General features: G+C 65.6%; 24 protein-coding genes. 18 read left to right on the plus strand and 6 right to left on the minus strand.

Annotated features, from left to right (window positions below; translation table 11 throughout):
* The first annotated feature begins 57 nt into the window (after nucleotides 1–57).
* The 4 genes from radA to BM002_RS02805 all read left to right on the plus strand — a co-directional run bounded on the left by radA (nucleotide 58) and on the right by BM002_RS02805 (nucleotide 4146).
* The gene (gene radA / locus BM002_RS02790; protein WP_092777084.1) at nucleotides 58–1425 is read left to right on the plus strand and encodes a DNA repair protein RadA; all 1368 of its coding nucleotides are present in this window, start codon (nucleotides 58–60) and stop codon (nucleotides 1423–1425) included.
* Nucleotides 1426–1449: 24 nt separating this feature from the next.
* A complete protein-coding gene (locus BM002_RS02795; protein ID WP_092777086.1) occupies nucleotides 1450–2031 on the plus strand; it encodes a CvpA family protein in 582 nt (193 codons plus the stop codon).
* 102 nt (nucleotides 2032–2133) lie between these two features.
* Complete coding sequence (gene purF, locus BM002_RS02800) at nucleotides 2134–3615, plus strand: amidophosphoribosyltransferase (protein ID WP_092777088.1); 1482 nt, start codon at nucleotides 2134–2136, stop codon at nucleotides 3613–3615.
* 57 nt (nucleotides 3616–3672) lie between these two features.
* Nucleotides 3673–4146, plus strand: coding sequence for a DUF1284 domain-containing protein (locus BM002_RS02805; RefSeq protein ID WP_092777090.1), 474 nt, complete (start codon nucleotides 3673–3675; stop codon nucleotides 4144–4146).
* A gap of 4 nt (nucleotides 4147–4150) precedes the next feature.
* Here BM002_RS02805 and BM002_RS02810 read toward each other — a convergent pair whose 3' ends face one another.
* Entirely contained in the window at nucleotides 4151–4771 is a 621-nt protein-coding gene (locus BM002_RS02810; RefSeq protein ID WP_245749107.1) for a biotin transporter BioY, read from the minus strand.
* A 70-nt stretch (nucleotides 4772–4841) separates the two neighbouring features.
* On the opposite strand from BM002_RS02810, the gene BM002_RS02815 reads away from it, so the two are divergent.
* Nucleotides 4842–5510, plus strand: coding sequence for an SDR family NAD(P)-dependent oxidoreductase (locus tag BM002_RS02815; protein WP_092777092.1), 669 nt, complete (start codon nucleotides 4842–4844; stop codon nucleotides 5508–5510).
* 3 nt (nucleotides 5511–5513) lie between these two features.
* On the opposite strand, the gene BM002_RS02820 is transcribed toward BM002_RS02815, so the two are convergent.
* Together BM002_RS02820 and BM002_RS02825 are read right to left on the minus strand one after the other, a co-directional pair.
* Nucleotides 5514–5912: a cell division protein ZapA gene (locus BM002_RS02820; protein ID WP_092777094.1), complete on the minus strand. Its 399-nt coding sequence runs from the start codon at nucleotides 5910–5912 to the stop codon at nucleotides 5514–5516.
* Entirely contained in the window at nucleotides 5905–6279 is a 375-nt protein-coding gene (locus BM002_RS02825; RefSeq protein ID WP_092777096.1) for a hypothetical protein, read from the minus strand. Before BM002_RS02825 ends, BM002_RS02820 begins: the two co-directional genes overlap by 8 nt.
* Nucleotides 6280–6409: 130 nt before the next feature.
* Between BM002_RS02825 and tkt the strand changes: the two genes are divergently transcribed.
* Nucleotides 6410–8464, plus strand: a complete 2055-nt coding sequence (tkt, locus tag BM002_RS02830) for a transketolase (RefSeq protein WP_092777098.1) — start codon at nucleotides 6410–6412, stop codon at nucleotides 8462–8464.
* A gap of 126 nt (nucleotides 8465–8590) precedes the next feature.
* The gene (locus BM002_RS02835) at nucleotides 8591–9307 is read left to right on the plus strand and encodes an NYN domain-containing protein (protein WP_092777100.1); all 717 of its coding nucleotides are present in this window, start codon (nucleotides 8591–8593) and stop codon (nucleotides 9305–9307) included.
* 7 nt (nucleotides 9308–9314) lie between these two features.
* Here the strand turns inward: BM002_RS02835 and BM002_RS02840 are convergent, their stop codons facing one another.
* Entirely contained in the window at nucleotides 9315–10796 is a 1482-nt protein-coding gene (locus tag BM002_RS02840; protein WP_092777102.1) for a hypothetical protein, read from the minus strand.
* Nucleotides 10797–10852: 56 nt separating this feature from the next.
* On the minus strand, nucleotides 10853–11806 hold the full coding sequence (locus BM002_RS02845) for a DUF808 domain-containing protein (protein ID WP_092777104.1): 954 nt from the start codon (nucleotides 11804–11806) through the stop codon (nucleotides 10853–10855).
* 213 nt (nucleotides 11807–12019) lie between these two features.
* Between BM002_RS02845 and gap (BM002_RS02850) the strand changes: the two genes are divergently transcribed.
* Nucleotides 12020–13018, plus strand: a complete 999-nt coding sequence (gene gap, locus BM002_RS02850) for a type I glyceraldehyde-3-phosphate dehydrogenase (RefSeq protein WP_092777106.1) — start codon at nucleotides 12020–12022, stop codon at nucleotides 13016–13018.
* 124 nt (nucleotides 13019–13142) lie between these two features.
* On the opposite strand, the gene BM002_RS02855 is transcribed toward gap (BM002_RS02850), so the two are convergent.
* Nucleotides 13143–14042 (minus strand): acyl-CoA desaturase, encoded by a 900-nt coding sequence (locus BM002_RS02855; RefSeq protein ID WP_092777108.1) that lies wholly within the window; start codon nucleotides 14040–14042, stop codon nucleotides 13143–13145.
* A gap of 81 nt (nucleotides 14043–14123) precedes the next feature.
* Here BM002_RS02855 and BM002_RS02860 point away from each other — a divergent pair, with 81 nt between their 5' ends.
* From BM002_RS02860 to BM002_RS02900, 10 genes are all read left to right on the plus strand, one after another.
* Nucleotides 14124–14543, plus strand: a complete 420-nt coding sequence (locus BM002_RS02860; RefSeq protein WP_092777110.1) for a GNAT family N-acetyltransferase — start codon at nucleotides 14124–14126, stop codon at nucleotides 14541–14543.
* A gap of 40 nt (nucleotides 14544–14583) precedes the next feature.
* Nucleotides 14584–14727 carry a hypothetical protein gene (locus BM002_RS19215; RefSeq protein ID WP_175484782.1) on the plus strand — a complete coding sequence of 48 codons (144 nt, stop codon included), beginning with the start codon at nucleotides 14584–14586 and terminating at the stop codon, nucleotides 14725–14727.
* A 109-nt stretch (nucleotides 14728–14836) separates the two neighbouring features.
* Nucleotides 14837–15835 carry a type I glyceraldehyde-3-phosphate dehydrogenase gene (gene gap, locus BM002_RS02865; protein ID WP_092777112.1) on the plus strand — a complete coding sequence of 333 codons (999 nt, stop codon included), beginning with the start codon at nucleotides 14837–14839 and terminating at the stop codon, nucleotides 15833–15835.
* A 244-nt stretch (nucleotides 15836–16079) separates the two neighbouring features.
* Nucleotides 16080–17252: a phosphoglycerate kinase gene (locus BM002_RS02870; protein ID WP_092777114.1), complete on the plus strand. Its 1173-nt coding sequence runs from the start codon at nucleotides 16080–16082 to the stop codon at nucleotides 17250–17252.
* 61 nt (nucleotides 17253–17313) lie between these two features.
* Nucleotides 17314–18861, plus strand: coding sequence for a hypothetical protein (locus tag BM002_RS02875; RefSeq protein ID WP_092777116.1), 1548 nt, complete (start codon nucleotides 17314–17316; stop codon nucleotides 18859–18861).
* Nucleotides 18862–18947: 86 nt separating this feature from the next.
* Nucleotides 18948–19841 carry a fructose bisphosphate aldolase gene (locus tag BM002_RS02880; RefSeq protein WP_092778694.1) on the plus strand — a complete coding sequence of 298 codons (894 nt, stop codon included), beginning with the start codon at nucleotides 18948–18950 and terminating at the stop codon, nucleotides 19839–19841.
* Between the two features lie 122 nt (nucleotides 19842–19963).
* A complete protein-coding gene (locus BM002_RS02885; RefSeq protein ID WP_092778696.1) occupies nucleotides 19964–20257 on the plus strand; it encodes a septum formation initiator family protein in 294 nt (97 codons plus the stop codon).
* 135 nt (nucleotides 20258–20392) lie between these two features.
* Nucleotides 20393–21412: a pyruvate dehydrogenase (acetyl-transferring) E1 component subunit alpha gene (pdhA, locus tag BM002_RS02890; protein WP_092777118.1), complete on the plus strand. Its 1020-nt coding sequence runs from the start codon at nucleotides 20393–20395 to the stop codon at nucleotides 21410–21412.
* Nucleotides 21412–22788 carry a pyruvate dehydrogenase complex E1 component subunit beta gene (locus BM002_RS02895; protein WP_092777120.1) on the plus strand — a complete coding sequence of 459 codons (1377 nt, stop codon included), beginning with the start codon at nucleotides 21412–21414 and terminating at the stop codon, nucleotides 22786–22788. The genes pdhA and BM002_RS02895 overlap by 1 nt, the downstream gene beginning before the upstream one ends.
* 12 nt (nucleotides 22789–22800) lie before the next feature.
* On the plus strand, nucleotides 22801–24135 hold the full coding sequence (locus BM002_RS02900; RefSeq protein ID WP_092777122.1) for a pyruvate dehydrogenase complex dihydrolipoamide acetyltransferase: 1335 nt from the start codon (nucleotides 22801–22803) through the stop codon (nucleotides 24133–24135).
* Nucleotides 24136–24189: the final 54 nt, after the last annotated feature.

Below are 24189 nucleotides of genomic sequence, written 5' to 3' on the forward strand. Positions count from 1 at the left end.
CAGCGCTGCGTCACGCGCAGTCTTGCGCGACGCAGTGAATTGGACCAAAACGGGAACATGGTAAAACCCGTGACCCAATTCGCCTGCTCCGACTGCGGTGCCCTCCACAAGAAATGGACCGGGCGCTGCGACGGCTGTGGCGCCTGGAACTCCATTCAGGAAGAGGTGCCCCTGTCGCAGGGGCCGTCCAAGAAATCGCTCGGCACGATGAAGGGCAAGCGCATGGCGCTGACCGACCTCGCCACCGAGGAAGCGCCGCCGCCCCGCACCCTGAGCGGCATGGGTGAGCTGGACCGCGTGTTCGGCGGCGGCCTTGTTCCGGCGTCGGCGACGCTGGTGGGGGGCGATCCGGGCATCGGCAAGTCGACCCTGCTGCTTCAGGCGGCGGCGGCCTTCGCGCAGGCGGGCCACAAGGTCATCTATGTCAGCGGCGAAGAGGCGACGGCGCAGGTGCGGATGCGCGCGCAACGCCTGGGGCTTGGCGACGCGCCGGTGAAACTGGCCGCCGAGACGAACCTGCGCGACGTGCTGACCACGCTGGAGGCGGAAAAACCCGATCTGGCCATCATCGATTCGATCCAGACCATGTGGGTCGACACCGTCGACAGCGCCCCCGGCTCGGTCAGTCAGGTCCGCGCCAGCGCCCATGAGCTGACCAGTTTCGCCAAACGCTTCGGCACCTCGGTCGTTCTGGTCGGCCATGTCACCAAAGAGGGACAGATCGCGGGCCCCCGCGTGGTCGAACACATGGTCGACACCGTGCTTTATTTCGAGGGCGAGCGCGGGCACCAGTTCCGCATCCTCCGCGCCGTCAAGAACCGCTTCGGCCCCGCCGACGAGATCGGGGTCTTCGAGATGACGGGCGCGGGCCTGGCCGAGGTCGCCAACCCGTCGGCCCTGTTCCTGGGCGACCGCGACGCGCCGGCCCCCGGGTCCGTCGTCTTTGCCGGGATCGAGGGGACGCGCCCCGTTCTGGTGGAAATTCAGGCGCTTGTGGCCCCATCCCAACTCAGCCAGCCGCGCCGTGCGGTGGTCGGATGGGACGGCGGGCGCCTGTCGATGATCCTGGCCGTCCTCGAAGCGCGCACCGGGATCAGCTTTCAGGGCCTCGACGTCTATCTCAACGTCGCGGGCGGCATCCGCATCAGCGAACCGGCCGCCGACCTGGCCGTGGCCTGCGCGCTTTTGTCGGCAAGGGAGGATGCGGCGATCCCCCCGGAAACCGTTGTCTTTGGCGAGTTGTCGCTGTCCGGCGCGCTGCGTCCGGTGTCTCAGGCGGAAAATCGGTTGAAAGAGGCGGCCAAACTTGGTTTTACCGCCGCAATGGCCCCGAAGGGCTGTAAGACAGGCGATGCGGGGGAGATGTCCCTGCGCCTTCTGCCGGACCTCGCCACCCTCGTGGGGGAGGTGTTCGGCGCAGGTTGAACCGCCACGGGGACGAGGGACGACATGGACGGTTTCACCATCGTGGACGGCGCGGTTGCCGCGGTCATCCTGATTTCTGCGATTCTTGCCTATTCCCGGGGTCTCGTGCGCGAACTGATGGCGATTGCCGGCTGGGTCGCGGCGGCCGTCGTGGCCTTCACCTTCGCCGGGGCCGCCGAACCGCTGGTCCGCGAACTGCCCTATGTCGGCGACGTCCTGGGGGACAGCTGCGAACTGGCCCTGATCGCAGCCTTCGCGCTGGTCTTCGCGCTGGCGCTTGTGGTGGTCAGCTTTTTCACCCCGCTCCTGTCGTCGGCGGTCCGCCATTCGGTGCTCGGCCCCTTCGATCAGGCGCTTGGCTTCGTCTTCGGCGTGCTGCGCGGCATCCTCCTCGTGGCGGTGGCCTTCGTGGTCTATGACCGCGTCACGGTCAGCGCGGGCATCCCCGTGGTCGAGGAAAGCCGCTCGGCCACCATCTTCGGGCGCGCCAAGACCAACATCGAAGGCCAGATCCCCGAGGATGCGCCGGGCTGGATCCTGTCGCGCTACGAGTCGCTGGTCGGAAGTTGCGGCGCGCCTGTCGAGACGGTGACTCCGACCCAGTGACCGGTCGGGGTTTCCCCCTTCAGGCCGTGTCGGAAAGCCGCGTGACACTTGGATGACAACCGCCTATGTGGGGGCATCTGCCGCCATCAGAGAGCATCCCCCATGTCTGACAACGACTGGCTTGCCCACCCTTTCGACGATGACAAACTGAAAGAGGAATGCGGCATCTTCGGTGTCGTCGGCGTCTCTTCCGCTGCGAATTTCACGGCCCTGGGCCTGCACGCCCTGCAACATCGCGGGCAGGAGGCCGGGGGCATCGTCGTCCACGACCCCGAGCAGGGGTTCAACTCGGTCCGGCGCTTCGGCTATGTGCGCGACAATTTCACCCAACAGGACGTGATGGACATGCTGCCCGGCCCCATCGGCATCGGGCACGTGCGCTATTCGACCTCCGGCTCCAAGGGGGCCACCGCCATCCGCGACGTGCAGCCCTTCTTCGGGGAATTCGCCATGGGCGGCGCGGCCATCGCACACAACGGCAACATAACCAACGCCGACGCGCTGCGCCGCGAATTGATCGAACGCGGCTCCATCTTCCAGTCGAGCAGCGATTCCGAGTGCATCATCCACCTGATGGCGCGGTCCCTGCAACGCAACATCCCCGAGCGGATGAAGGACGCGCTCCGCCGGGTCGAGGGCGCGTTCAGCGTCGTGGCCATGACCCGCAGCAAGCTGATCGGTGTGCGCGACCCGCTTGGGGTGCGCCCGCTGGTTCTGGGCCGCGTGACGGCGGAATCGGGCGACGGCTGGGTTCTGTCGTCCGAGACCTGCGCGCTCGACATCATCGGGGCAGAGTTCATCCGGGAGATCGAGCCGGGCGAAATGGTGGTGATTTCCGAAAAGGAGGGCGTCACCTCCCACCGCCCCTTCGAGGCCCGCAAATCGCGGTTCTGCATCTTCGAGCATGTCTATTTCAGCCGACCCGACAGCATTCTGGGCGGCCGGTCCGTCTATTCCACGCGCGAGAACATCGGGCGCGAGCTGGCCAAGGAAGCCCCGGTCGATGCCGATCTGGTCTGTCCGGTGCCGGATTCGGGAACGCCCGCGGCCATCGGCTTCAGCCTCGAATCGGGCATCCCCTATGCCATGGGGATTATCCGCAACCAGTACATGGGCCGGACCTTCATCGAGCCGTCGGAGTCGATCCGCAACATGGGCGTGCGCCTCAAGCTGAACGTGAACCGGGCGCTGGTGCGCGGCAAGCGGATCATCCTTGTCGACGATTCGGTCGTGCGCGGCACCACCAGCCGCAAGATCAAGGAAATGATCCTGGATGCCGGCGCGGCAGAGGTTCACTTCCGCATCGCCTCGCCCCCGACCGCCTGGCCCTGTTTTTACGGGGTCGACACGCCGCAGCGCGAAAAGCTGCTGGCCGCGACCATGTCCGAGGACGAGATGCGCGAACATCTGGGGGTCGATTCCCTGCGCTTCATCTCGCTCGACGGGCTTTACCGCGCCGTGGGCGAGGCCGGGGGCCGCGATGGCAAGTCGCCACAGTATTGCGACGCCTGTTTTTCCGGGGAATATCCGGTGGAACCCGCCGATCAGATCCAGAAGGGTTTTCAACTGAAAGCCGCCGAATAGGCTTTCATCCAAACTTTTCCTTGTCAGGGCCGCATTGGATTGATTTGTCCAAGCCCGATGACTTTGCGCCTTCGCCCCCACCACGTTCTGTGCTCGATCGGATTCGAGGGGTCGGGCTATGACGGGCCGTTCATCGCCAACATGAGGCATATCGTGACGCAGGTCCTGCGCGGCCCCGGCGGTCGCGATCAGCGGATTTGGATCAGCGATACGGCGGATGCGATCTGTGCACCCTGCCCCAAGCGCGTGGGCCTCGGCTGCGAAAGCCAGGACAAGATCGACCGCTTTGACCGCGACCACGCCGAAGCGCTGGACCTGACCCCGGGACAGGCGTTGTCGTGGGGCGAATGCCATGACCGGGCCGTGGCCCGCGTGGTGCCTGCCGATCTGGACCGCATCTGTGCCGGCTGCGAGTGGCTGCCGCTCGGGATATGCAAGACGCGGTTGGCGGCGGCGATTGCGGCGCAACCGGGCATGGAAAAGGGCCGCCCCGGCGAAGAGACGGCCCCAAACGAAACGCCGGTCGTGTGACCGATCAGGCCTGACGGTTGCGCAGGGCGTTTGCGGCACCGGCCACGATCAGCGCGGCCAGGATCGCCTTGACCGCATCCCCGATCAGGAACGGCGCCATGAAGCCCTGCACCACGGTGCCGAAGTCGAGCGTCGTCCATCCGGCGTCGATGCCCGCGACCTGCGCGACACCAAGGGGCCAGGCCAGACCCGGCACATACAGCAGAGCGGAGGCGGCCAGCGTCACCAGCGACAGCTTGACCGGGCCGGTGATGCCCCGGTCCGTGGCCAGACCGGCCAGGAAGGCCAAGCCGACGAAGCCCACAAGGAAGCCCGCTGTGGGGCCCGCAAAGGCCGCGCCATTGGCGAAATTCGCCAGAACCGGCGCACCCAGCATCGCCTGACCCAGCCAGACCAGAACCGTGATCGCGCCCAGACGGGCCCCCAGGGTCAGGCCGACCATCAGAACCGCGAGGGTCTGAAGCGTCATCGGTACGGGAAAGAAGGGCACGCTCACCTGGCTGGCAATCGCCAGAACGGCGGTGCCGCCCAGCACAAGTCCCGCCTGCTTCAGCAGGGTCATGCGGCCAAGGGCCATGGTCGTCAGGGTCATGTCGTCCTCCTCATCGGGATGGCTGTCTGTCATGGGTTCTTTTCCGTGGCGCGGGGCGGACTGTCAACTTGAACCCGCGCGGCGGACATGGCACCGGGTGCCCATGACACAGCAGACCGACAAGATGCCCCTCGCCCTCGTCACCGGTGCCTCGCGCGGGTTGGGATGTGCCGTGGCCGAATACCTGGCGGCCAGGGGCCATCACGTGTTGGCCGTGGCGCGCACCCAGGGTGCACTGGAAGAGCTGGACGACCGCATCAAGGCGGCGGGCGGTCAGGCCACGCTGGCCCCGATGGATGTGACCAACGCGGGCGCGATGCAGCATCTGTGCCAAAGCATTCACGACCGGTGGGGCGCCCTGCCCCTCTGGGTTCATACGGCGGTGCATACGCCGCCCCTGTCGCCCGCGACGATGGCCGACGAGAAGGATTTCGCCAAGACGCTGGCCACCAATGTCACGGCGCTGCAACGGCTCATCCCCTATGTCGACCCGTTGCTGCGGGCGGCCGGGCGGGGTCAGGCGGTGTTCTTCGACGACCCGCGCCCGCTCAAGTTTGCGTCGGCCTATATGGCGGCCAAGGCGGCGCAGCGCGCCATGATCGAGGCGTGGCAGGCCGAAGCCGTGACCGAAAGCGCCGCGCGGGTCCATCTGCTGACGCCAGCGCCCATGCCCACGGCGGTGCGCGCCCGGTTCCACCCGGGCGAGGATCGCGCGCCGCTGGCCGACACGAGGGCCGAGGCGGCGCGCCTCATGACGCTGATCGGGGTCTGAGCCTCAGGCCTGTCCGGCGGCCTGCGCGGCCAGAGCTTCCGCCTGGGCGGCCAGCGCGTCGAGCCGGTCGATGGCCGATTGTGGCACGACTTCGCGGACCACCTCGACTTCGCGCACTTCGGGTTCCGCCGAATTGGCCTGCATCTCCGACAGAAGCTGGGTCTGCTGCGCCAGGCGCTTGTCCAGCGTGCGCAACTCCTCGTCGGCCGAGATCGACTTGTCGGCCAGCATGAGCCCCGCCATCAGAAGCATCCGGTCCGCCGTGAGCCGCGCGCCCGAGCCGGTCAGGATCGTCGCCTCGCGGTTGAGCAGCTCCGCCGCGGCGCTGAGGTAGCCCTCCTCGCCCTCCTGGCAGTTTACCGTAAACGCGCGTCCGCCGATTTCGATTGTCATGTCAGGCATTTGCCGTCTCCAGCATGGGTTCCAGTTCGGCCAGCAGGGCCTTCATTTCGGCCAGGTCCATTGCCCGGGCGGCGGTCAATTCGGCGATCCGCGACTCGAGTGCGGCGACATCCGCCTGGGGTGCGGCCGGCGTCGCCTCGGCGGCTTCGGCCCGGTCGATCGCCTTCGAGAGCGCGGCTTCCCGCTCCTTCGCTTCGCTTTCCAACGTGACGATGCGCTGGCGCGCCACCAGAAGCTCGGCCTCGACCGCCTTCAGCTCCGCCGAATGGTCCGGCGCATCCGCCTTTGCGGCGACGGCGGCCATGGCCGCGCCAAGCGCCGCTTCGATCCGCGCGATGCGGCTGTCTATCTCTGCCTGATCGGGCATGTTGCCCCCCTGTTTTGCCTTTGCCCACAAGGGACCGCAAATCTGCTCACATGTCAAAGCCCCCGCGCGGCGCAGGTTGCGCCCCGGCCACAGCCTGCTAGGAGGATGCGACAGTGACGGAGATGCCAGAATGAGCAACCAGACCCCCGAAGCCAGCCCCGACAAACCCCTCGATCTCGACGCGCTGCGCGCCGCGAACCCGGGCCACTGGCGCCGCGCCACCGCGATCCGCACCCTGACGCTGGATGCCGTGGCCGCCGCCAACTCCGGCCATTCGGGCATGCCCATGGGAATGGCCGACGTCGCGACCGTCCTTTATGAAAAGCACCTCAAGTTCGACGCCAGCCGCCCCGACTGGCCCGACCGCGACCGTTTCGTCCTGTCAGCGGGCCATGGATCGATGCTGCTCTATTCGCTGCTGCATCTGACCGGCTATCCCGAGATGACGCTCGACCAGCTGCGCAACTTCCGCCAGCTTGGCGCGATCACCGCCGGGCATCCCGAATACGGCCACGCCCCGGGTATCGAGACGACGACCGGCCCCCTGGGTCAGGGCATCGCCACCGCCGTCGGCATGGCCATCGCCGAAGAGATCCAGCGCGCGCGCTTCGGTCGCAAGATCGTCGAGCATCGCACCTGGGTCATCGCGGGCGACGGCTGCCTGATGGAGGGGGTCAGCCAGGAGGCCATCGCGCTGGCGGGCAAGCTGGAGCTGAGCCACCTGATCGTGCTGTGGGACAACAACGGCATCACCATCGACGGCAAGGTGTCGCTGTCGGACATCACCGACCAGAAACAGCGATTCAAGGCCTCGGGCTGGAACGTGATCGAGGTGGACGGCCATGACCCCGTCGCCATCGACGCGGCCCTGTCGGACGCCAAGAAGGGCCGCAAGCCCACCATGGTCGCCTGCAAGACGCATATCGCCATCGGGTCGAGCGCGCAGGACACCTCCAAGGGCCACGGCGCGCTGACCGATCCCGACCTGATCGCCGCCACCCGCCGCGCCTATGGCTGGGAACATGGGCCCTTCGACATCCCTGCCGACATCAAGGCCGAGTGGGAGGCCATCGGTGCCCGCGGCGCCGAGGCGCGTGCCGAATGGGAAATGCGCCTGGCCGAACTGGGCGCAGGCAAGCGCGGCGAATTCGAGCGCGCCCTCAAGGGCGCGCCGCCGCGCCGCCTGTCAGCCACGATCCGCGCGCTGAAAAAGCAGGTCAGCGAAAGCACCCCCAAGGTCGCCACGCGCAAATCCTCCGAGATGGTGCTGGAGGTGGTGAACCCCATCATGCCCGAAACCATCGGCGGGTCGGCGGACCTGACCGGGTCGAACAACACGCTGACCAAGGACATGGGCGTGTTTTCCCCCGAGGATCGCGCCGGGCGCTATATCTATTACGGCATCCGCGAACACGGCATGGCCGCCGCACTGAACGGCATGGCGCTGCACGGCGGGGCGCGGGCCTACGGCGGGACGTTCTTCTGCTTCACCGATTACGCCCGGCCGGCCATGCGCCTGTCGGCCCTGATGGGCATTCCGGTGACCTATGTGATGACCCATGACAGCATCGGTCTGGGCGAAGACGGCCCGACCCACCAGCCGGTGGAGCATCTGGCGATCTGCCGCGCCACGCCCAACACCAATGTCTTCCGCCCCTGCGACACGGTCGAGACGGCGGAGGCCTGGGAGCTGGCGCTGACCTCGACCTCGACCCCGTCGGTCCTGTCGCTGACGCGGCAGGGATTGCGGACGTTGCGCACCGCCCATTCCAACAAGAACCTGGTCAGCCAAGGGGCCTACATCCTCGCCGATGCCACCGAAAAGCGGATGGTCATCCTGATGGCGACCGGTTCCGAAGTGGAAATCGCCATGGCCGCCCGCGACATCCTGGAGCGCGACGGGATCGGGACGCGCGTCGTGTCGATGCCCTGCTGGGAATTGTTCGAGACCCAGGACGAGAAGTACCGCAAGAAGGTGTTGCCCGCAGGCCCCGTCCGCGTGGCCGTCGAGGCGGGCATCCGCTTCGGCTGGGACCGTTGGCTTTACGGCGAGCGCGGCAAGCGCGACAAGGGCGCCTTCGTCGGCATGCACGACTTCGGCGCCTCCGCCCCGTCCGAAGTTCTGTTCGAACACTTCGGCATAACCGCCGAAGCCGTCGCCAAGGCCGCCCGCGAGATGTTGTAGGACCGAGGTCCATGCGGACATGGTCTTCGGACCGATGGAGCATCAGGGAGGGGTGGCCCAGGGGCCGCCCTTCTTGTTTTTCAGGCCGCCACAGGATTGCCACGAGAGGATGATCCGTTCGGCGATATGAAACACGATTCCGACATGAGCTTTGCGCCCCCTGCCCTGACGACGGCCGTCTTCATAGACGCGGACAACATCTCGGCGCGCCACGCTGCCACCATATTCGCCGAAGGGGGCAGATCCCCGCGCATGATGCGGGCCTATGGCGATGCGATCAGGGCAAAGGAATGGCGCGCCCACCATGCGGTGGAGTTCCGGGATACCGGCACCGGGAAGAATGCGTCGGACCTGGCGCTTGCCGTGGATGCAATCGACGCGGCACACAGTTGCGGATTGACCCGTGTCATCATCTGCAGTTCCGACGGGGACTTCCGACATCTCGCCCTCGCCCTGCGCGCGATGGGCGTGCACGTCATCGGTATCGGCGAGGCGGCCAAAAGGCCCAAGCCCTTCGCGACTGTCTGCTCCAGATGGATCGGTCTGCCGGACCTTTCGGAATACGGGGTCGGACCCGTATCGTTGTCCGATCAGCGGCTTTGCGAAGTTCTGCGGGACTTCATCAAGGTCAATTCCAAAGGCGGACGCGGCGTCGCCATATCGCAGATCAACCGGCACGTCATGTCCGACATCAGCAAACAAGACCAAACCGTTCCGTCGCGGTGGCGCCGCTGCCTGTCCGACACAGACAAGTTCGCCGTCGACAGGACAGACGCCGACGGCACCCGCCTGCCAGACCCGATGGTCCGGTTCCTGCCGGACGGGTTCAGGGCATCCGCCTGACCCCCGCTCAGATCGGCCCCCCGAATTTCGTCCGTCGCGTATGGAGGCCCCAGGGTTCGCGGACCTTGGGGTTATCGAAGAACGTGGTCTTGATGCCGAGTCCCGGGTCGGTGTCCGTGCCCGGAAGGAAGAACTTGCTGGCCAAAGCCACCGGGGCGATCCTGAGCGTGGGCGGGGGTGGGCCATAGCCGCCGCCGGTCGAGGCAAAGCAGCTACCGAAGAACCAGTTGTCGTTCCAGAAGTCGCCGCAGCCGGCATCCTCTGACGGGCCGCGCAGAATGCCCTTTTCGTGATCGTAGGCGCGCTTGCGTTCCTTGCAGAATTGCTGGTGCTGGATCACGCCCCAAGTGTTGCTCGACGATCCGCCGCGATAGGTCTCGGTCTCGGATTTCAGCTTCATCAGCGCCATGAGGCACGCCGTGTGAAACCCCACCCTTTGCGCGCGGCGGATCGGGGCGGCATCATCGGGCCAGTCGATGTCCTTGGCGATGACCGCGGCGCAAAAGCCGTCGAGGTTGCCCCAATCGGAAACCAGCGCCACAAGCGCGTGCTCCACCGCTCCGATGGTCGCCTCGAACTGGACGAAAAGCGCGGCCTCCATCTCCGCGATCTGCGCCTTCACCACGCCCGAGGCCCCGGTCTTTGCACGCGCCACGTTCCACAGAATGCCGAACGCCTTGCCCACGGCCCAATGCACCTGCCCCAGTCCCGCCGTGATCACCGCGACGGCGATATCCACCGACAGCGGCACCTCTGCCTTGGGGTCGCACAGGCCGTAGCGCGAATTGAGAAGGCCCATGAACCCCAGGTCAGAGAACATCTGGTCGCGGATGTAGTTGCGCATCTTGCCGTCGTGGTCGAACCATTCCCGTGCGCGTTGAAAGTGCCGCAACTCGACCTGAAGATGGGCGATGACCTCGTCCCAGGCCTTGCGGTCGATGCGCGGTTTGCGGACGGGTCGCTTCAATCGGTCCAGGTCCGACGGCGCCAGCGTCTTGCCCCCGTCCTGCCAGGGGACGACACCGCCCAACTGGCGCACGATCTCGTCGTGGGCCTCGGCCAGCTTGCCGGTATAGCCCTGTTCGGGGAAGGGCACGCCGCTCGGCTTGGCCGCAAGCACCGCCTCCCAGACGGCTTCGGCAGGGGTGGCGGCGGCGGCGAGCGGCAGCAGGTCGGGCCGCAATTGGGCGACGATCGTTGCGACGTCCGCCTCCGGGTCCTGCGGCGCGGGCGGGATGTGGACGTCCGGCAGCCCGCGTTCCAGCGTCATCCCCGGCAGGGAAAGCCCCTCCATCGCGGCAATGATCTGCGCCTCCTCCGCCTCGGTCGCCTCGGGCAGGCGAAGGCGCAGATGCGGCAGCTCCGCTTCGACGCGCAGGTCCATATCGGTGACGCGGGCGCGGAGTTTTCGTGGAAGCGCATCGCGAAGCGACTCCAGCCCGGCAATGAAATCGCATGGTTCGGTCTGTACGATCGTCAGGTCCATCATCCCTTCCCCCCTTTTGACTTGGGGGAGATGGATACACGTTTACCTTACGTAAGTCATCAATGCGCGTTCGCGTCTTTCCGGCTGAACAGACCCACGACGGGAATCAGAAGCAACCCGATGACCACGCCCACGATCCCGTCCAGAACCGCTGTCACCAGCCATTCCACGAAGCCCGCCGCCGCCGGGATCGCGCCCGCCGCCGCAACCGCGACGCCGTGGATGAAGTCATAGGGCCCGTGCCAGACGATTTCGCCGACGGCATGGACCACGATGTTACCGCCAACCCAGATCATCGCTGCCGTGCCCACGATGGTCAGCACCGTCATGAACCCGGGCATCCCCCGCACCACGGCGCGCCCGACCGCGCGGGTGGCCGACAGGCGCCCGCCCTCGGCCATGGCCAGGCCCACATCGTCGGCCTTCACGATCAAAGCGACCGCCCCGTAGACCGCCAGCGTGATGACCAGCGCGGCAAGACCCAGAACGGCGGCCTCGAAATACCAGGCGCTACCCGGGTCGATGTTGGCCAGGATGATGGTCATGATTTCCGCCGACAGGATGAAGTCGGTCTTGATCGCGCCTTTGACGCGCTGCTCTTCCAGGTGGGTGTCGTCCAGCGTCGTCGTCTCGGGGTCGATGTCGCTCAGGTCGTCGTGGGGCACCAGCCAGTGATAGACCTTCTCGCCCCCTTCAAAACACAGGTAAAGCCCGCCAAGCAAAAGGAAATACGGGATGACCCAGGGTGCGAACTGCGACAGCAGCATTGCAATGGGCAAAAGGATCACCAGCTTGTTGAAGATCGACGCCCGGGCGATCTTCCAGACGATGGGCAATTCGCGAGCGGCCTGGAAGCCGTGAACATACTTCGGGGTGACGGCGGCGTCATCGATGACCGCGCCCGCCGCCTTGGCCCCCGCCTTGGCCGCCTGCCCCGCGATGTCGTCGATGGACGCGCTGGCAACCTTGGCGATGGCCGCCACATCGTCGAGAAGTGCGAGAAGTCCGCTCATGAGGTCCGAATCCCTGTCGATTGCCGTGTCGTTGCGCCCCTTGATCTAGCCCGCCCCGCCCCGCGTCAACGCATCGGCCCGGCGGGGTTGGCGCTAACCGTTAGCGCAACCGGACAGGTTTAACGCTAACAGTCTGGCAAAGCTGGTCTTTCGCCGTTGTCCGCGCGGCAGGCGTTCGTATACCGCCCGCATGTGTCCAGTGCGGGGAAGATCATGACCATCACCATCGGGATCAATGGCTTCGGCCGCATCGGGCGCTGTACCTTGGCCCATATCGCCAGTGCCGGGCGCAATGACGTGAGCGTCGTCAAGATGAACGCGACCGGCCCGATCGAGACCAACGCCCACCTGCTCCGCTATGACAGCGTGCATGGCCGGTATAGCGGCGCGGTCCGGGTCAAGGACGACACGCTGGATCTGGGCCAGGGGCCGATCAGGGTCTTCTCGACCTACAACCCAGAGGAACTGGATTGGGAGGGCGTCGATGTCGTCTTGGAATGCACCGGCAAATTCAACGACCGTGACGCCGCCGCCATCCACCTGAGCCGCGGGGCCAAGCGGGTTCTGGTCTCGGCCCCTGCGCGGAATGCGGACCTGACCGTGGTCTATGGCGTCAATCATCGCAGCCTGACGCGCGATCACCACGTGGCGTCGAATGCCTCCTGCACAACGAATTGCCTGGCGCCGATGGCCAAGGTCCTGAACGACGCCATCGGGATCGAAAGCGGGATCATGACCACGATCCACAGCTATACCGGCGATCAGCCGACGCTGGACCGCCGTCACGACGACCTCTACCGCGCCCGGGCCGCCGCAATGGCGATGATCCCGACCTCGACCGGGGCGGCGAAGGCCATCGGCGAGGTGGTGCCGGAACTGGCGGGCAAGCTGGACGGCACGGCCCTCCGCGTCCCCACCCCGAACGTCAGCGCCGTGGACCTGACCTTTCAGGCTGCGCGCGATGTGACCGTGGCGGATGTGAACGAGATCATGGCCGAGGCGGCAGCGGGTCACATGGGATCGGTCCTGGCCTATGACCCCGAGCCCAAGGTCTCCATCGACTTCAACCACACCAGCCATTCCTGCATCTTCGCCCCTGACCAGACCAAGGTCGTCGGCCGCACCGTCCGCGTGCTGGCCTGGTACGACAACGAATGGGGCTTCTCCTGCCGCATGGCGGATGTCGCAGCGACAATGGGAAGACTGATTTAGCCAGCGTTTCGCGCAGACAAAACGCTGGCCGCGGCAAGGTGATGTTTTGCAAACAAAACATCACGGCCGCCCGGTCCAGAATCGAGCGCCACAAAAATCAAGACCTCCGTCGCGCAAGACCCCCCTAAACCCGCACCAACCCCTCCCGCGCAGCCCGATCCCCGGGCCGCACCACGTCGCAGGCCAGTCCGACACGCTCAAGCAGCAACACAAGCCACCAGCCCGGGTCCATCTGCCCCGCCCCGACCCCCAGACGCGCGGAATGGGGAAAGGCGTGATGGTTGCCGTGCCAATTCTCTCCGAAGGTCAGCAGGCCCAGACCCGGCAGGTTGCGCCCCTGCACCGGCAGCCCGTCAATGCGCCAGCCGGTCGGCGTGCCGTGATGGGCGAAATGGCCCACGGCCCAATGCCCGGTCAGCGACACGAAAACCCGCAGGCAAACGCCCCAGAGAACCCAACCCCACCCACCGACGGCAAACAGGATCAGCGCCAGGGGGAGTTGCTGCCACCGCCACGTCGCCTCCATCGCGCGATAGATGGGGTCGCGGGCCACCTCTGCCTCCACCACGAAGCGCAACGGATGCGTCAGGCGGAACCGGCAGTGCATCTGCCACCACATGTCCCGCAGCGGCGCGGCGCCGTGGGACGGATGGGGTGGACAGGTGACCTGCCGTTGATGCCAGTCGCGCATGTCGTGGGCGCGGATCATGCCCATGGGTCCGGCCATGCCGACCAGCACCCCGAGCCAGACCAGCAGGTATTCCAGAGGCTTCGGTACCCGGAACGCCCGGTGGATCAGAAGGCGGTGCATTCCCACGGAATGCCCCGCGCAGATGGTCACCCCGCTCAGGACAACGAACACCAGGGCCGCATCCCAGGCCGGGAAAAGAACCACGCCCGCCAATCCCCCCACCCCATGTCCGATGGTCCAGAGCGATTGCGGCGCATCCCACACGATCCGGCCCGTCATGGCACAGGTGCGCGCGTCGGGGTGGACCCGTTCCGTGGCAATCCAGTCTGTCATCGCCGCAGCTTTGCCCGCCCTGCCCGCCCGCACAAGTCTTAAGTGTTTACAGGACAATGCGTCGCTGGAAGAAGGAGGGTAATGGACCACGACATTTCCTACAGACCCGTCCGCGCCGCGCGTATTCTGGCGTTTCGTCAGGCGATGCTCTGGCCTGACCGACCGATCGCGCATGTCGAGGTGCCGGGGGATGACACGGCGCTGCACCTCGGGGCCTTTGCGGGGCATGCGCTTGTCGGGGCGGGGTCGTTCTTTGCCCACGGCGCGGCGACGCAGCTGCGCAAACTGGCGGTGGACCCGGGCTGGCGCGGACATGGCATCGGGTCGGAACTGGTCCGCCAGGGCGCCGCGATGACGCGGGCCGAGGGACAGCACAGCCTCTGGTGCGATGCGCGTGCGGAGTCCTGCGCCTTCTATGTGGCCATCGGATTCGAAATCGACCCGGACACCTATCAGAAATCCGGGCGGCCCTATCGGCGCGCCACGCTGCGCCTGACCTGAAAGCCCTTGCGCACGCGTCTGGGCCTGCGATTGTCGGCCCATGAATAACATGACGGCCGTTATCCTGGCCCTGCTCCTCATCGCGTTCTTCCTCGCCGACTATCTGTTCAACGGGGCCGGGATCGCGACGTTCCTCGGTCGGCGGATGATCGACCTGATCGAATACATCGCCTTCTGGCGCTGAGCGGGCAGTTGCACGGAATGGCCCGCTCATGGTAGCGCGAAACCGTTAGCGGTAACGACCCGTTGCCGCCCGGAAAGACATGGCATCAGATACCCCTCGGAGGTCCCCAATGGTCAAAGTGGCAATCAACGGCTTCGGTCGCATCGGACGCAACGTTCTGCGCGGCATCATCGAGTCGGGCCGCACCGATATCGAGGTGGTGGCCATCAACGACCTCGGCCCGGTCGAGACCAACGCCCACCTGCTGCAATACGACAGCGTCCACGGCCGCTTCCCCGCCCCCGTCACCACGGGCGACGACTGGATCGACGTGGGCCGGGGCAAGATGCGCGTGACCGCCATGCGCAACCCCGCCGACCTGCCCTGGTCGGATGTCGACGTGGTGATGGAATGCACCGGCATCTTCACCTCCAAGGAAAAGTGCCAGGCGCATCTGGACAACGGATCGTCCCGCGTCCTGATCTCGGCCCCCGGGGCGGATGCGGACAAGACCATCGTCTACGGCGTGAACCATGACACGCTGACCTCCGATGACCTGATCGTCTCGAACGCCTCCTGCACGACGAACTGCCTTGCGCCGGTGGTCTATGTCCTTGACGACGTGATCGGGATCGAGCGCGGGTTCATGACCACGATCCACAGCTATACCGGCGATCAGCCGACGCTGGACACGATGCACAAGGATCTCTATCGCGCCCGCGCCGCGGCCCTCTCGATGATCCCGACCTCGACCGGGGCGGCCAAGGCGGTCGGCCTCGTCCTGCCGCAGCTCAACGGCAAGCTCGACGGCGTGGCCATCCGGGTGCCGACGCCCAATGTCTCGGTTGTCGACCTGACCTTCACCGCCTCGCGCGACACCAGCATCGAGGAAATCAACGACGCCATCCGCAAGGCGGCGGACGGCAAGCTTAAGGGCATTCTGGGCTATACCGACAAGAAGCTGGTGTCGTCCGACTTCAACCACGATCCGCATTCGTCGATCTTCCACACCGACCAGACCAAGGTCATGGACGGCACCATGGTCCGTATCCTGAGCTGGTATGACAACGAATGGGGCTTCTCGAACCGGATGGCGGATACCGCCGTGGCCATGGGCAAACTGATCTGACGGTTTTCGGGAACGTGACAGCGGCACTTTCCACACGGGAAGTGTCCGCATGGCGTGGTCCACGCACCCAAAGGTTAACGCGCCCTTTCCACACCAGCCATGCGCGCGCTCTGACCAACGCAAAGGTGGTCGCATCGCGTTGGCCAAGCTGATATTCCTTGACGGGACCGATGCTCTCTGAGCAATAAACACCTGTTTTCACGATAAAAAAGGTTACCCACGGGTAACCCGGCGGAGCAATCACATGACCTTCAAGACCCTCGATGACATGGACCTTGCGGGCAAGATCGTCCTGACGCGCGTGGATATCAACGTCCCGGTCGAGGATGGCCGCGTCACCGACACCACGCGCATCGACCGCATCGTGCCCACCATCCGAGACATCCTCGCGGCGGGTGGCACCCCGGTGATGCTGGCGCATTTCGGTCGGCCCAAGGGCAAGGTCGTGCCCGAGATGTCGCTGCGCCAAGTGGTGCCCGCGCTCGAAGCCGCCCTCGGCCAATCCGTCACATTCGTCGAGCGGCCCGACCGCGACACGCTCGCCGCCGCCAAGGGCCCGGTCCTGATCGAGAACACCCGCTTTTCCCCCATGGAAGAGGCGAACGATCCGCAGATGGCGCAGTTCCTCGCCTCACTGGGGGATGTCTATTGCAACGACGCCTTCTCGGCGGCGCATCGGGCGCACGCCTCGACCGAAGGCGTCGCGCGGCTTCTGCCCGCCTGTGCCGGCCGGTCGATGCAGGCGGAACTGACCGCACTCGAAACGGCCCTCGGCACGCCGAAACCACCGGTCGCGGCGCTGGTCGGGGGCGCGAAGGTGTCGACCAAGCTCGACCTGCTGGGCAACCTCGTGACCCGGGTGCAGCACCTCATCATCGGCGGCGGCATGGCCAACACCTTCCTCGCCGCCCAGGGCATCGACGTGCAAAAATCGCTGTGCGAGCATGACCTTCTGGACACCGCGCGCGACATCATCGCCAAGGCCGAGGCGGCGGGCTGTTCGATCCTGCTGCCGCGCGACGTGGTGTGCGCCGCCGAATTCCGTGCGGACCCGCCGACGACGGTTGTCAAAGCGGAGGAGGTGCCCGCGGGGCAGATGATCCTCGACGCAGGCCCCGACTCGGTCGCCCATATCAAGACGCTGCTCGACGGCTGTGCGACGCTGGTCTGGAACGGCCCCCTCGGTGCCTTCGAGATGACGCCCTTCGATGCCGCCACCGTCGCCGCCGCGCGCCATGCCGCCGACCTCACCCGCGCGGGCAAGCTGATCTCGGTTGCGGGCGGCGGCGATACGGTCGCGGCGCTCAATCACGCCGGTGTCGCCGAGGATTTCACCTATATCTCGACCGCCGGCGGCGCGTTTCTCGAATGGATGGAGGGCAAGACCCTTCCCGGAGTCGCCGCCCTCGAAGCCTGAGCCATTGCGATGCAGGCCGACTTGCCCCTAGGTTGACGCCAATCAACCCGGGGGAATTTCCATGCGTCGATTTCTGTTCGTAACCACCGCCATCGGCCTTGCCGCCCTGCCCGCCCGCGCAGAGGAGCGCAGTCTCTGGGACCTCCTCTCGCCCGACCGAATCCTGGAGGGGGTGCTGCAGAACGCGGTGATGGCCCTGCGCACGCAGGTGGACATGACCTATGAGACCATCGATGTGTCGGTCCGCACCGGCGATTTTTCCATCGACGGCATCCGCATCGACATCCCCGAGGATGTGGCGGGGGTTCAGGGTTGCACGATGACGATCCGGTCGCTGGACCTTCTGGACCTCGATCCCTTCGCCGTCGACACCTTCGGGGGGACCATCGCGCTGCGCGACCTCGACCTGCCCGGAAGCTGCCTTGGCCGGGATGCCCTGCCGATCATCGGATTTCTGCCGGACGGTCGTTTGCAGGTGTCGGATGTGACGCTGGATTTCGTCTATGACATTCCCACGTCCGGTCTGACGGTGCAATCGCGCGGAACGATGCCCGACATGATCGCTTTCGACTTGGGCGTCGATTTCGACTACATCTGGGGGCGTCAGTCCGGGTTGAGCCAGGCGTTGTCGGCGCGTCTGTCGGGTGCCTCGGTCACCATCGAGAATCTGGGTGCATGGGAGGTTGCGGCCCCCCTGTTGCCGCCGCCCTTCACCGACCCCGACCAAGCCGCAGCCGCGATCCAGCAGAGCATCGGACAGATCCTGACCGATCAGGCCCCGAACGGCGTGCTGCCGAAAGCGAGCAAGACCTTTGTCGCCGACCTGGCCGAAGGATGGGCGGCTTTCGTGACCGACCCGAAGCGGTTGGTGATCGAAAGCGGGTTCCCGGCCGATCAACCCCGGGTCGTCGACGGACAGGTCGTCGCGGCCATCGAGGAAAGCCCGGTCGCCCTGATCGAGTTGTTGGAGCCCCGCGTCGGGTTCGACCGCGCCTCCGAGCGCGCCGTGTTGCCGGTGGAGTTGGTGGCCCGGGCGCGGGACAACGCGGATGACCTGTCGCCGGAGGAGCGGCGGATGGTCGGTCTGGCCTTGCTGGTCGGGGATCGCGCGCCCCGCAACACGGCGCTCGCGACCACCCTTCTGACCCCGATTGCCGAAACGGGCGACGGCGAAGTGGCGCTGGCCCTGGCCGAGGCCCTGCGCGACCGCGACCCCGAGGCGGCCTATGCCCAGGCACTTGCCGCCGGATCGTCGGGGGTGGCGGGGGTGCGCAGTCTGCTCAACAGTCTTGAGGCGGATTTGCCTTTCGCCACGGTCCTGCGCCTTCAGGGTGCTGCGGCGGAACCGGGGGCGTCGGACCTGCGCGCATCTGCCAGCGAGATGCGGGCCCGGGCCGAAGCACATTTGCGCGGCGTCGGGGCCAGTCGGTCGCTTCGGTCGGCGCTGATCTATGCGACCATCGCGTCGGCCAAGGGGGACCGCGCGGCGGGCGACCTTCTGGCGGCCATCGACCGCGCAGTGCCGGCGGATGGGGCGGACATCTGGGTGCCCGTCGCCGCAGATGCCGCCGAAATCGCCATGGATGCCTGGCTTGAGCAGGGGCAATAGCGCCCGTTAGCGCAACCAACCGCTTGCGGGGGATCGGCGGGCCTTCTACCCCGGGGTGAATGGATTTGGATGCCGAGGGGGACACCATGGTCGATCAGGACAAAGCCGCGAAGATCCGGGCCGGACAGGGCTTCATCGCCGCGCTGGATCAATCGGGGGGGTCGACGCCCAAGGCGCTGCGGCTTTATGGGGTGGCCGAGGATCGCTATGGCTCCGAGGAGGAGATGTTCGACCTGATCCACGCCATGCGCGCGCGGATCGTGCGGGCTCCGGTGTTCAGCGGCGACAAGGTGATCGGCGCGATCCTGTTCGAGCAGACGATGGACCGCGATTTCGAAGGGCAGCCTTCGGCGAAGTTCCTGTGGTCCGAGCGTGGGGTGGTGCCCTTCCTCAAGATCGACAAGGGGCTGCAAGAGACGCGTCAGGGCGTGAAGCTGATGAAGCCGATTCCGGACCTCGACGCAACGCTGAGCCGGGCGCGTGACCACGGTGTCTTCGGCACCAAGGAGCGGTCGGTGATCGACGCGGCGGATGCCGACGGGATCGAGGCCATCGTCGCGCAGCAGTTCGACGTCGGGCGTCAGGTCCTGTCCCATGACATGGTTCCGATCCTGGAGCCGGAGGTCACCATCTCGATCGCCGACAAGCTGGCCGCCGAAAGCCTGCTGCGCGATTCGATCCTGCGGCACCTCGACACCCTGCCCGAGGGTCAGGACATCATGCTGAAGCTGACCCTGCCGGAAGAGGCCGGGTTCTATGCCCCGCTGGTCGACCATCCTCGCGTGATGCGGGTCGTCGCTCTGTCGGGTGGATACTCGCGTGACGAGGCGAATGCCCGGTTGGCCCGCAACCGGGGCGTCATCGCCAGTTTCAGCCGGGCGCTGACCGAAGGGCTGTCGGATGCGCAGGACGACGAGACGTTCAACCGCGAACTTGGCCGCACCATCAACGCCATCCGGGACGCGTCGGTCGCGGGCTGAGTCCTTGGCGCAACAGAACCGCCTGCCGTGAGGGCAGTCGCCATTGGGCGTTTCCCTGCGACCGTTGGTTGGCTAAAGTCATGAAAAGGCCCGGAACGGGCAAGAGCAGGACCGACCGACAGATGTTTTCACGCCGCGTCATCTATGGCTTCGCGCTGCCCCTCGCGCTTTTGGGCTTTGCCGGTTACTTCGTCTTTGCCGCGGTTCAGGGGGAATACGGGGTCTTCCGCCGGGTCGAGCTGGAAGCCGAGCGGGAGGTTCTGGCCGCCGAGCTGGCCCTTCTGACCGCCGAGGCGGCGCGGATGCGGGACCGCACGGCGCGACTGTCGGATGACAATCTGGACCTCGACCTGCTGGACGAACGGGCGCGTCTTGTCCTGGGCGTCGCACGCACCGACGAGATCATCGTCGAGTAACCCCACAGCACCGCATCGACCGGACTTGCCGCGCGCGTATGCCTGCAATTCCGCAATCCGTCTTTCCCCCGCGGAACGTTTCGTCTAGGAAATGGTTTAACGTTAAACGATTCCGCGACCGGAGGATTGCGCCCCATGGCCACCAAGAAGACCGCCGCCAAGGCAAAGCCGAATGTGTCCAAGGACGAACTGCTTGGATATTACCGCGACATGCTGCTTATCCGGCGATTTGAGGAGAAGGCGGGTCAGCTTTACGGGATGGGTCTGATCGGGGGGTTCTGTCACCTCTATATCGGTCAGGAAGCGGTCGTCGTCGGGCTGGAGGCCGCGGCCAAGGAAGGCGACAAGCGCGTCACCTCCTACCGCGACCACGGTCACATGCTGGCCTGCGGCATGGACCCCAACGGCGTTATGGCCGAGCTTACGGGCCGCGAGGGCGGGTACTCCAAGGGCAAGGGCGGCTCCATGCATATGTTCTCCAAGGAGAAGCATTTCTATGGCGGCCATGGTATCGTCGGCGCGCAGGTGCCCATCGGGGCGGGTCTTGCCTTTGCCGACAAGTACAAGGGCAACGACAACGTCACGTTCACCTATTTCGGCGACGGCGCGGCCAACCAAGGCCAGGTCTACGAGGCCTACAACATGGCGGAACTCTGGGACCTGCCCTGCATTTTCGTGATCGAGAACAACCAATACGCCATGGGCACGTCCCAGAAGCGGTCGACCAAGTCGCCCTCCTATTGGGAGCGTGGCGCGGCCTACGGCATCCCGGGTGAGGAAGTCGACGGCATGGATGTGCTGGCCGTGAAGGCCGCGGGCGAGAAGGCGGTGGCCCACTGCCGCGCGGGCAAGGGCCCGTATATCCTCGAGATCAAGACCTATCGCTATCGGGGCCATTCGATGTCGGACCCGGCCAAGTACCGGACCCGCGACGAGGTTCAGAAGATCCGCGAGGAGCGTGACGCCATCGAGATGATCCGCCAGATGCTCCTGACCGGCGACCACGCCTCCGAAGATGATCTGAAGGCCATCGACAAGGAGATCAAGGAAGTGGTCAACGCCTCGGCCGAATTCGCCAAGGAAAGCCCGGAACCCGCGCTCGAAGAGTTGTGGACCGATATCTACGCAGATGAAATTCCGCAGGAGGCCGTGTAATGGCGTCCGAAATCCTGATGCCCGCCCTGTCCCCCACCATGGAGGAGGGCACGCTCGCAAAATGGCTGGTCAAGGAGGGGGACACCGTATCCTCCGGCGACATCCTGGCCGAAATCGAGACCGACAAGGCCACGATGGAGTTCGAGGCGGTCGACGAAGGGATCGTCGGCAAGATCCTCGTGAGCGAGGGCACCGAAGGCGTGAAGGTGAATACGCCGATTGCCATCATGGTTGAGGAAGGCGAGAGCGCGGATGACCTGACATCCTCGTCCGCTGCCGAGAGCAAGCACGCGCAGGAAGAGGCCGCGACCCCTGCACCCGCCGCCGCGCGCGTCGCGAGCGAAGAACCAGCACCCAAGTCGAACGCAAGCCCCGACTGGCCCGAAGGCACCGAGATGGTCACCATGACCGTCCGCGAAGCCATCCGCGAGGCCATGTCCGAAGAGATGCGGCGCGACGAGATGGTCTTCCTGATGGGCGAGGAAGTGGGCGAGTATCAGGGCGCCTACAAGATCAGCCAGGGCATGCTGGACGAATTCGGTCCGCGGCGCGTGATCGACACGCCGATCACCGAGCATGGGTTTACCGGCATCGCCGTAGGTGCGGCCTTTGGCGGCACCAAGCCCATCGTCGAGTTCATGACGTTTAACTTCGCCATGCAAGCCATTGACCAGATTATCAATTCGGCTGCGAAAACGCTCTATATGTCCGGCGGTCAGATGGGGGCGCCGATGGTATTCCGCGGCCCCAATGGTGCGGCGGCCCGCGTCGGTGCACAGCACAGTCAGGATTACGCCGCATGGTATGCGTCGATTCCCGGCCTGAAAGTGGTGATGCCCTATTCGGCAGCGGACGCGAAGGGCCTGATGAAGTCGGCCATCCGCGATCCGAACCCGGTGATCTTCCTCGAAAACGAGATCCTCTATGGCAAGTCGTTCGACGTGCCGAAGCTCGATGATTTCACCGTCCCCTTCGGCAAGGCAAAGGTCTGGCGCGAAGGGTCGGACGTGACCATCGTGTCGTGGGGGATCGGGATGACCTATGCGCTCGAAGCTGCGGAACGGCTGGCGGGCGACGGGATCGAAGCCGAAGTGATCGACCTGCGCACCCTGCGGCCCGTGGATTACGACACGGTGCTGGCGTCGGTCATGAAGACCAACCGCTGCGTTCTGGTCGAGGAAGGTTTTCCCGTGGCGTCGTTCAGCGACCACATGGCCAGCACGATCATGCAGCGCGCCTTCGACTACCTGGACGCACCGGTCATCACCTGCACGGGCAAGGACGTGCCGATGCCTTATGCGGCGAACCTCGAAAAACTGGCGCTGGTGACCACGGACGAAGTGGTCGAAGCGGTCAGAAAAGTCACCTACCGGTAAGGGATCGGACACATGGCAACAGAAATTCTCATGCCCGCGCTGTCCCCCACCATGGAAGAGGGGACGCTGGCGAAATGGCTGGTCAAGGAGGGGGACACGGTGTCATCCGGCGACCTTCTGGCCGAAATCGAGACCGATAAGGCCACGATGGAGTTCGAGGCCGTGGACGAAGGCGTGATCGGCAAGATAATCGTGGCCGAGGGCACAGAAGGGGTGAAGGTCAATTCCCCGATCGCCATTTTGCTGGAGGAGGGGGAGGACGCCTCGGCCGTGGACAGCGCGTCGGCGCCGAAGGCCGACACATCGTCGGGCACGGCCCCCGCCGAGCCGAGCGAAGCCACGGAACCGGCCAAGGGATATGGGCGCGATGGTGGGGCGGCTGCGGCCCCTGCTCCGGCGGCCCAGTCGGGCGACCGGGTGTTCGCAACCCCCCTCGCCCGCCGTATTGCGAAGGACAAGGGCCTCGACCTGAGCCAAATCAAGGGCTCCGGTCCGCGCGGTCGGATCGTTAAATCCGATGTGGAGAACGCAAAGCCCGGTGCAGCCAAGTCCGAGGCCGCTGCGACGCCGGCAGCCAAGACCGAGACCGCCGGGCAAAAGCCCGCGATGGCGGCCGGGATGTCCGCAGATCAGGTCATCAAGATGTTCGATGGCCGCGATTTCGAAGAAGTGAAGCTGGACGGGATGCGGAAGACCGTTGCCGCCAGATTGACCGAGGCCAAGCAGACGATCCCGCATTTCTATCTGCGGCGGGACATCCGGCTGGACGCGCTTCTGAAATTCCGCGGCCAGCTCAACAAGCAGCTTGAAGGGCGCGGCGTCAAGCTGTCGGTCAACGATTTCATCATCAAGGCCTGCGCGCTGGCCCTGCAGGAAGTGCCCGATGCCAACGCCGTTTGGGCCGGTGACCGGATGCTGCGGCTGAAGCCGTCGGATGTTGCGGTCGCTGTCGCAATTGACGGCGGGTTGTTCACGCCGGTCCTCAAGGATGCGCACCTGAAGTCTCTCTCGGCCTTGTCGGCAGAGATGAAGGATCTTGCGACCCGGGCCCGCGACCGGAAGCTTGCGCCCCACGAATACCAAGGCGGCAGCTTTGCGATTTCCAATCTGGGGATGTTCGGGATCGACAATTTCGATGCCGTCATCAACCCGCCCCATGGCTCGATCCTTGCCGTAGGTGTCGGCGTGAAGAAGCCGGTCATCGGGTCGGATGGTGAGATCACGGCAGCTACGGTGATGTCCGTCACCCTCTCGGTCGATCACCGTGTCATCGATGGCGCGCTCGGAGCTGACTTCCTGAAGGCGATCGCGCAGAACCTGGAAAATCCGATCACCATGCTGGCCTGATCGTCACAGGTTCAGACAAACGAAAAAAGGCGGTGGATGCAGAAGCATCCACCG

Source organism: Jannaschia pohangensis (assembly GCF_900113875.1).
Taxonomy (GTDB): domain Bacteria; phylum Pseudomonadota; class Alphaproteobacteria; order Rhodobacterales; family Rhodobacteraceae; genus Jannaschia; species Jannaschia pohangensis.

What these genes read in the sequence shown, in the direction of transcription:
- BM002_RS02880 (WP_092778694.1), top strand. Translation starts at nt 18,948, where the DNA reads ATGGTCGATCAGGACAAAGCCGCGAAGATCCGGGCCGGACAGGGCTTC.
- purF (WP_092777088.1), top strand. Translation starts at nt 2,134, where the DNA reads ATGTCTGACAACGACTGGCTTGCCCACCCTTTCGACGATGACAAACTG.
- BM002_RS02855 (WP_092777108.1), bottom strand. Translation starts at nt 14,042, where the DNA reads ATGACAGACTGGATTGCCACGGAACGGGTCCACCCCGACGCGCGCACC.
- BM002_RS02845 (WP_092777104.1), bottom strand. Translation starts at nt 11,806, where the DNA reads ATGAGCGGACTTCTCGCACTTCTCGACGATGTGGCGGCCATCGCCAAG.
- BM002_RS02815 (WP_092777092.1), top strand. Translation starts at nt 4,842, where the DNA reads ATGACACAGCAGACCGACAAGATGCCCCTCGCCCTCGTCACCGGTGCC.
- BM002_RS02805 (WP_092777090.1), top strand. Translation starts at nt 3,673, where the DNA reads ATGACTTTGCGCCTTCGCCCCCACCACGTTCTGTGCTCGATCGGATTC.
- BM002_RS02860 (WP_092777110.1), top strand. Translation starts at nt 14,124, where the DNA reads ATGGACCACGACATTTCCTACAGACCCGTCCGCGCCGCGCGTATTCTG.
- tkt (WP_092777098.1), top strand. Translation starts at nt 6,410, where the DNA reads ATGAGCAACCAGACCCCCGAAGCCAGCCCCGACAAACCCCTCGATCTC.
- gap (WP_092777112.1), top strand. Translation starts at nt 14,837, where the DNA reads ATGGTCAAAGTGGCAATCAACGGCTTCGGTCGCATCGGACGCAACGTT.
- BM002_RS02810 (WP_245749107.1), bottom strand. Translation starts at nt 4,771, where the DNA reads ATGACAGACAGCCATCCCGATGAGGAGGACGACATGACCCTGACGACC.
- BM002_RS02885 (WP_092778696.1), top strand. Translation starts at nt 19,964, where the DNA reads ATGTTTTCACGCCGCGTCATCTATGGCTTCGCGCTGCCCCTCGCGCTT.
- BM002_RS02870 (WP_092777114.1), top strand. Translation starts at nt 16,080, where the DNA reads ATGACCTTCAAGACCCTCGATGACATGGACCTTGCGGGCAAGATCGTC.
- pdhA (WP_092777118.1), top strand. Translation starts at nt 20,393, where the DNA reads ATGGCCACCAAGAAGACCGCCGCCAAGGCAAAGCCGAATGTGTCCAAG.
- BM002_RS19215 (WP_175484782.1), top strand. Translation starts at nt 14,584, where the DNA reads ATGAATAACATGACGGCCGTTATCCTGGCCCTGCTCCTCATCGCGTTC.
- gap (WP_092777106.1), top strand. Translation starts at nt 12,020, where the DNA reads ATGACCATCACCATCGGGATCAATGGCTTCGGCCGCATCGGGCGCTGT.
- BM002_RS02900 (WP_092777122.1), top strand. Translation starts at nt 22,801, where the DNA reads ATGGCAACAGAAATTCTCATGCCCGCGCTGTCCCCCACCATGGAAGAG.
- BM002_RS02820 (WP_092777094.1), bottom strand. Translation starts at nt 5,912, where the DNA reads ATGCCTGACATGACAATCGAAATCGGCGGACGCGCGTTTACGGTAAAC.
- BM002_RS02795 (WP_092777086.1), top strand. Translation starts at nt 1,450, where the DNA reads ATGGACGGTTTCACCATCGTGGACGGCGCGGTTGCCGCGGTCATCCTG.
- BM002_RS02825 (WP_092777096.1), bottom strand. Translation starts at nt 6,279, where the DNA reads ATGCCCGATCAGGCAGAGATAGACAGCCGCATCGCGCGGATCGAAGCG.
- radA (WP_092777084.1), top strand. Translation starts at nt 58, where the DNA reads ATGGTAAAACCCGTGACCCAATTCGCCTGCTCCGACTGCGGTGCCCTC.
- BM002_RS02840 (WP_092777102.1), bottom strand. Translation starts at nt 10,796, where the DNA reads ATGATGGACCTGACGATCGTACAGACCGAACCATGCGATTTCATTGCC.
- BM002_RS02835 (WP_092777100.1), top strand. Translation starts at nt 8,591, where the DNA reads ATGAAACACGATTCCGACATGAGCTTTGCGCCCCCTGCCCTGACGACG.
- BM002_RS02875 (WP_092777116.1), top strand. Translation starts at nt 17,314, where the DNA reads ATGCGTCGATTTCTGTTCGTAACCACCGCCATCGGCCTTGCCGCCCTG.
- BM002_RS02895 (WP_092777120.1), top strand. Translation starts at nt 21,412, where the DNA reads ATGGCGTCCGAAATCCTGATGCCCGCCCTGTCCCCCACCATGGAGGAG.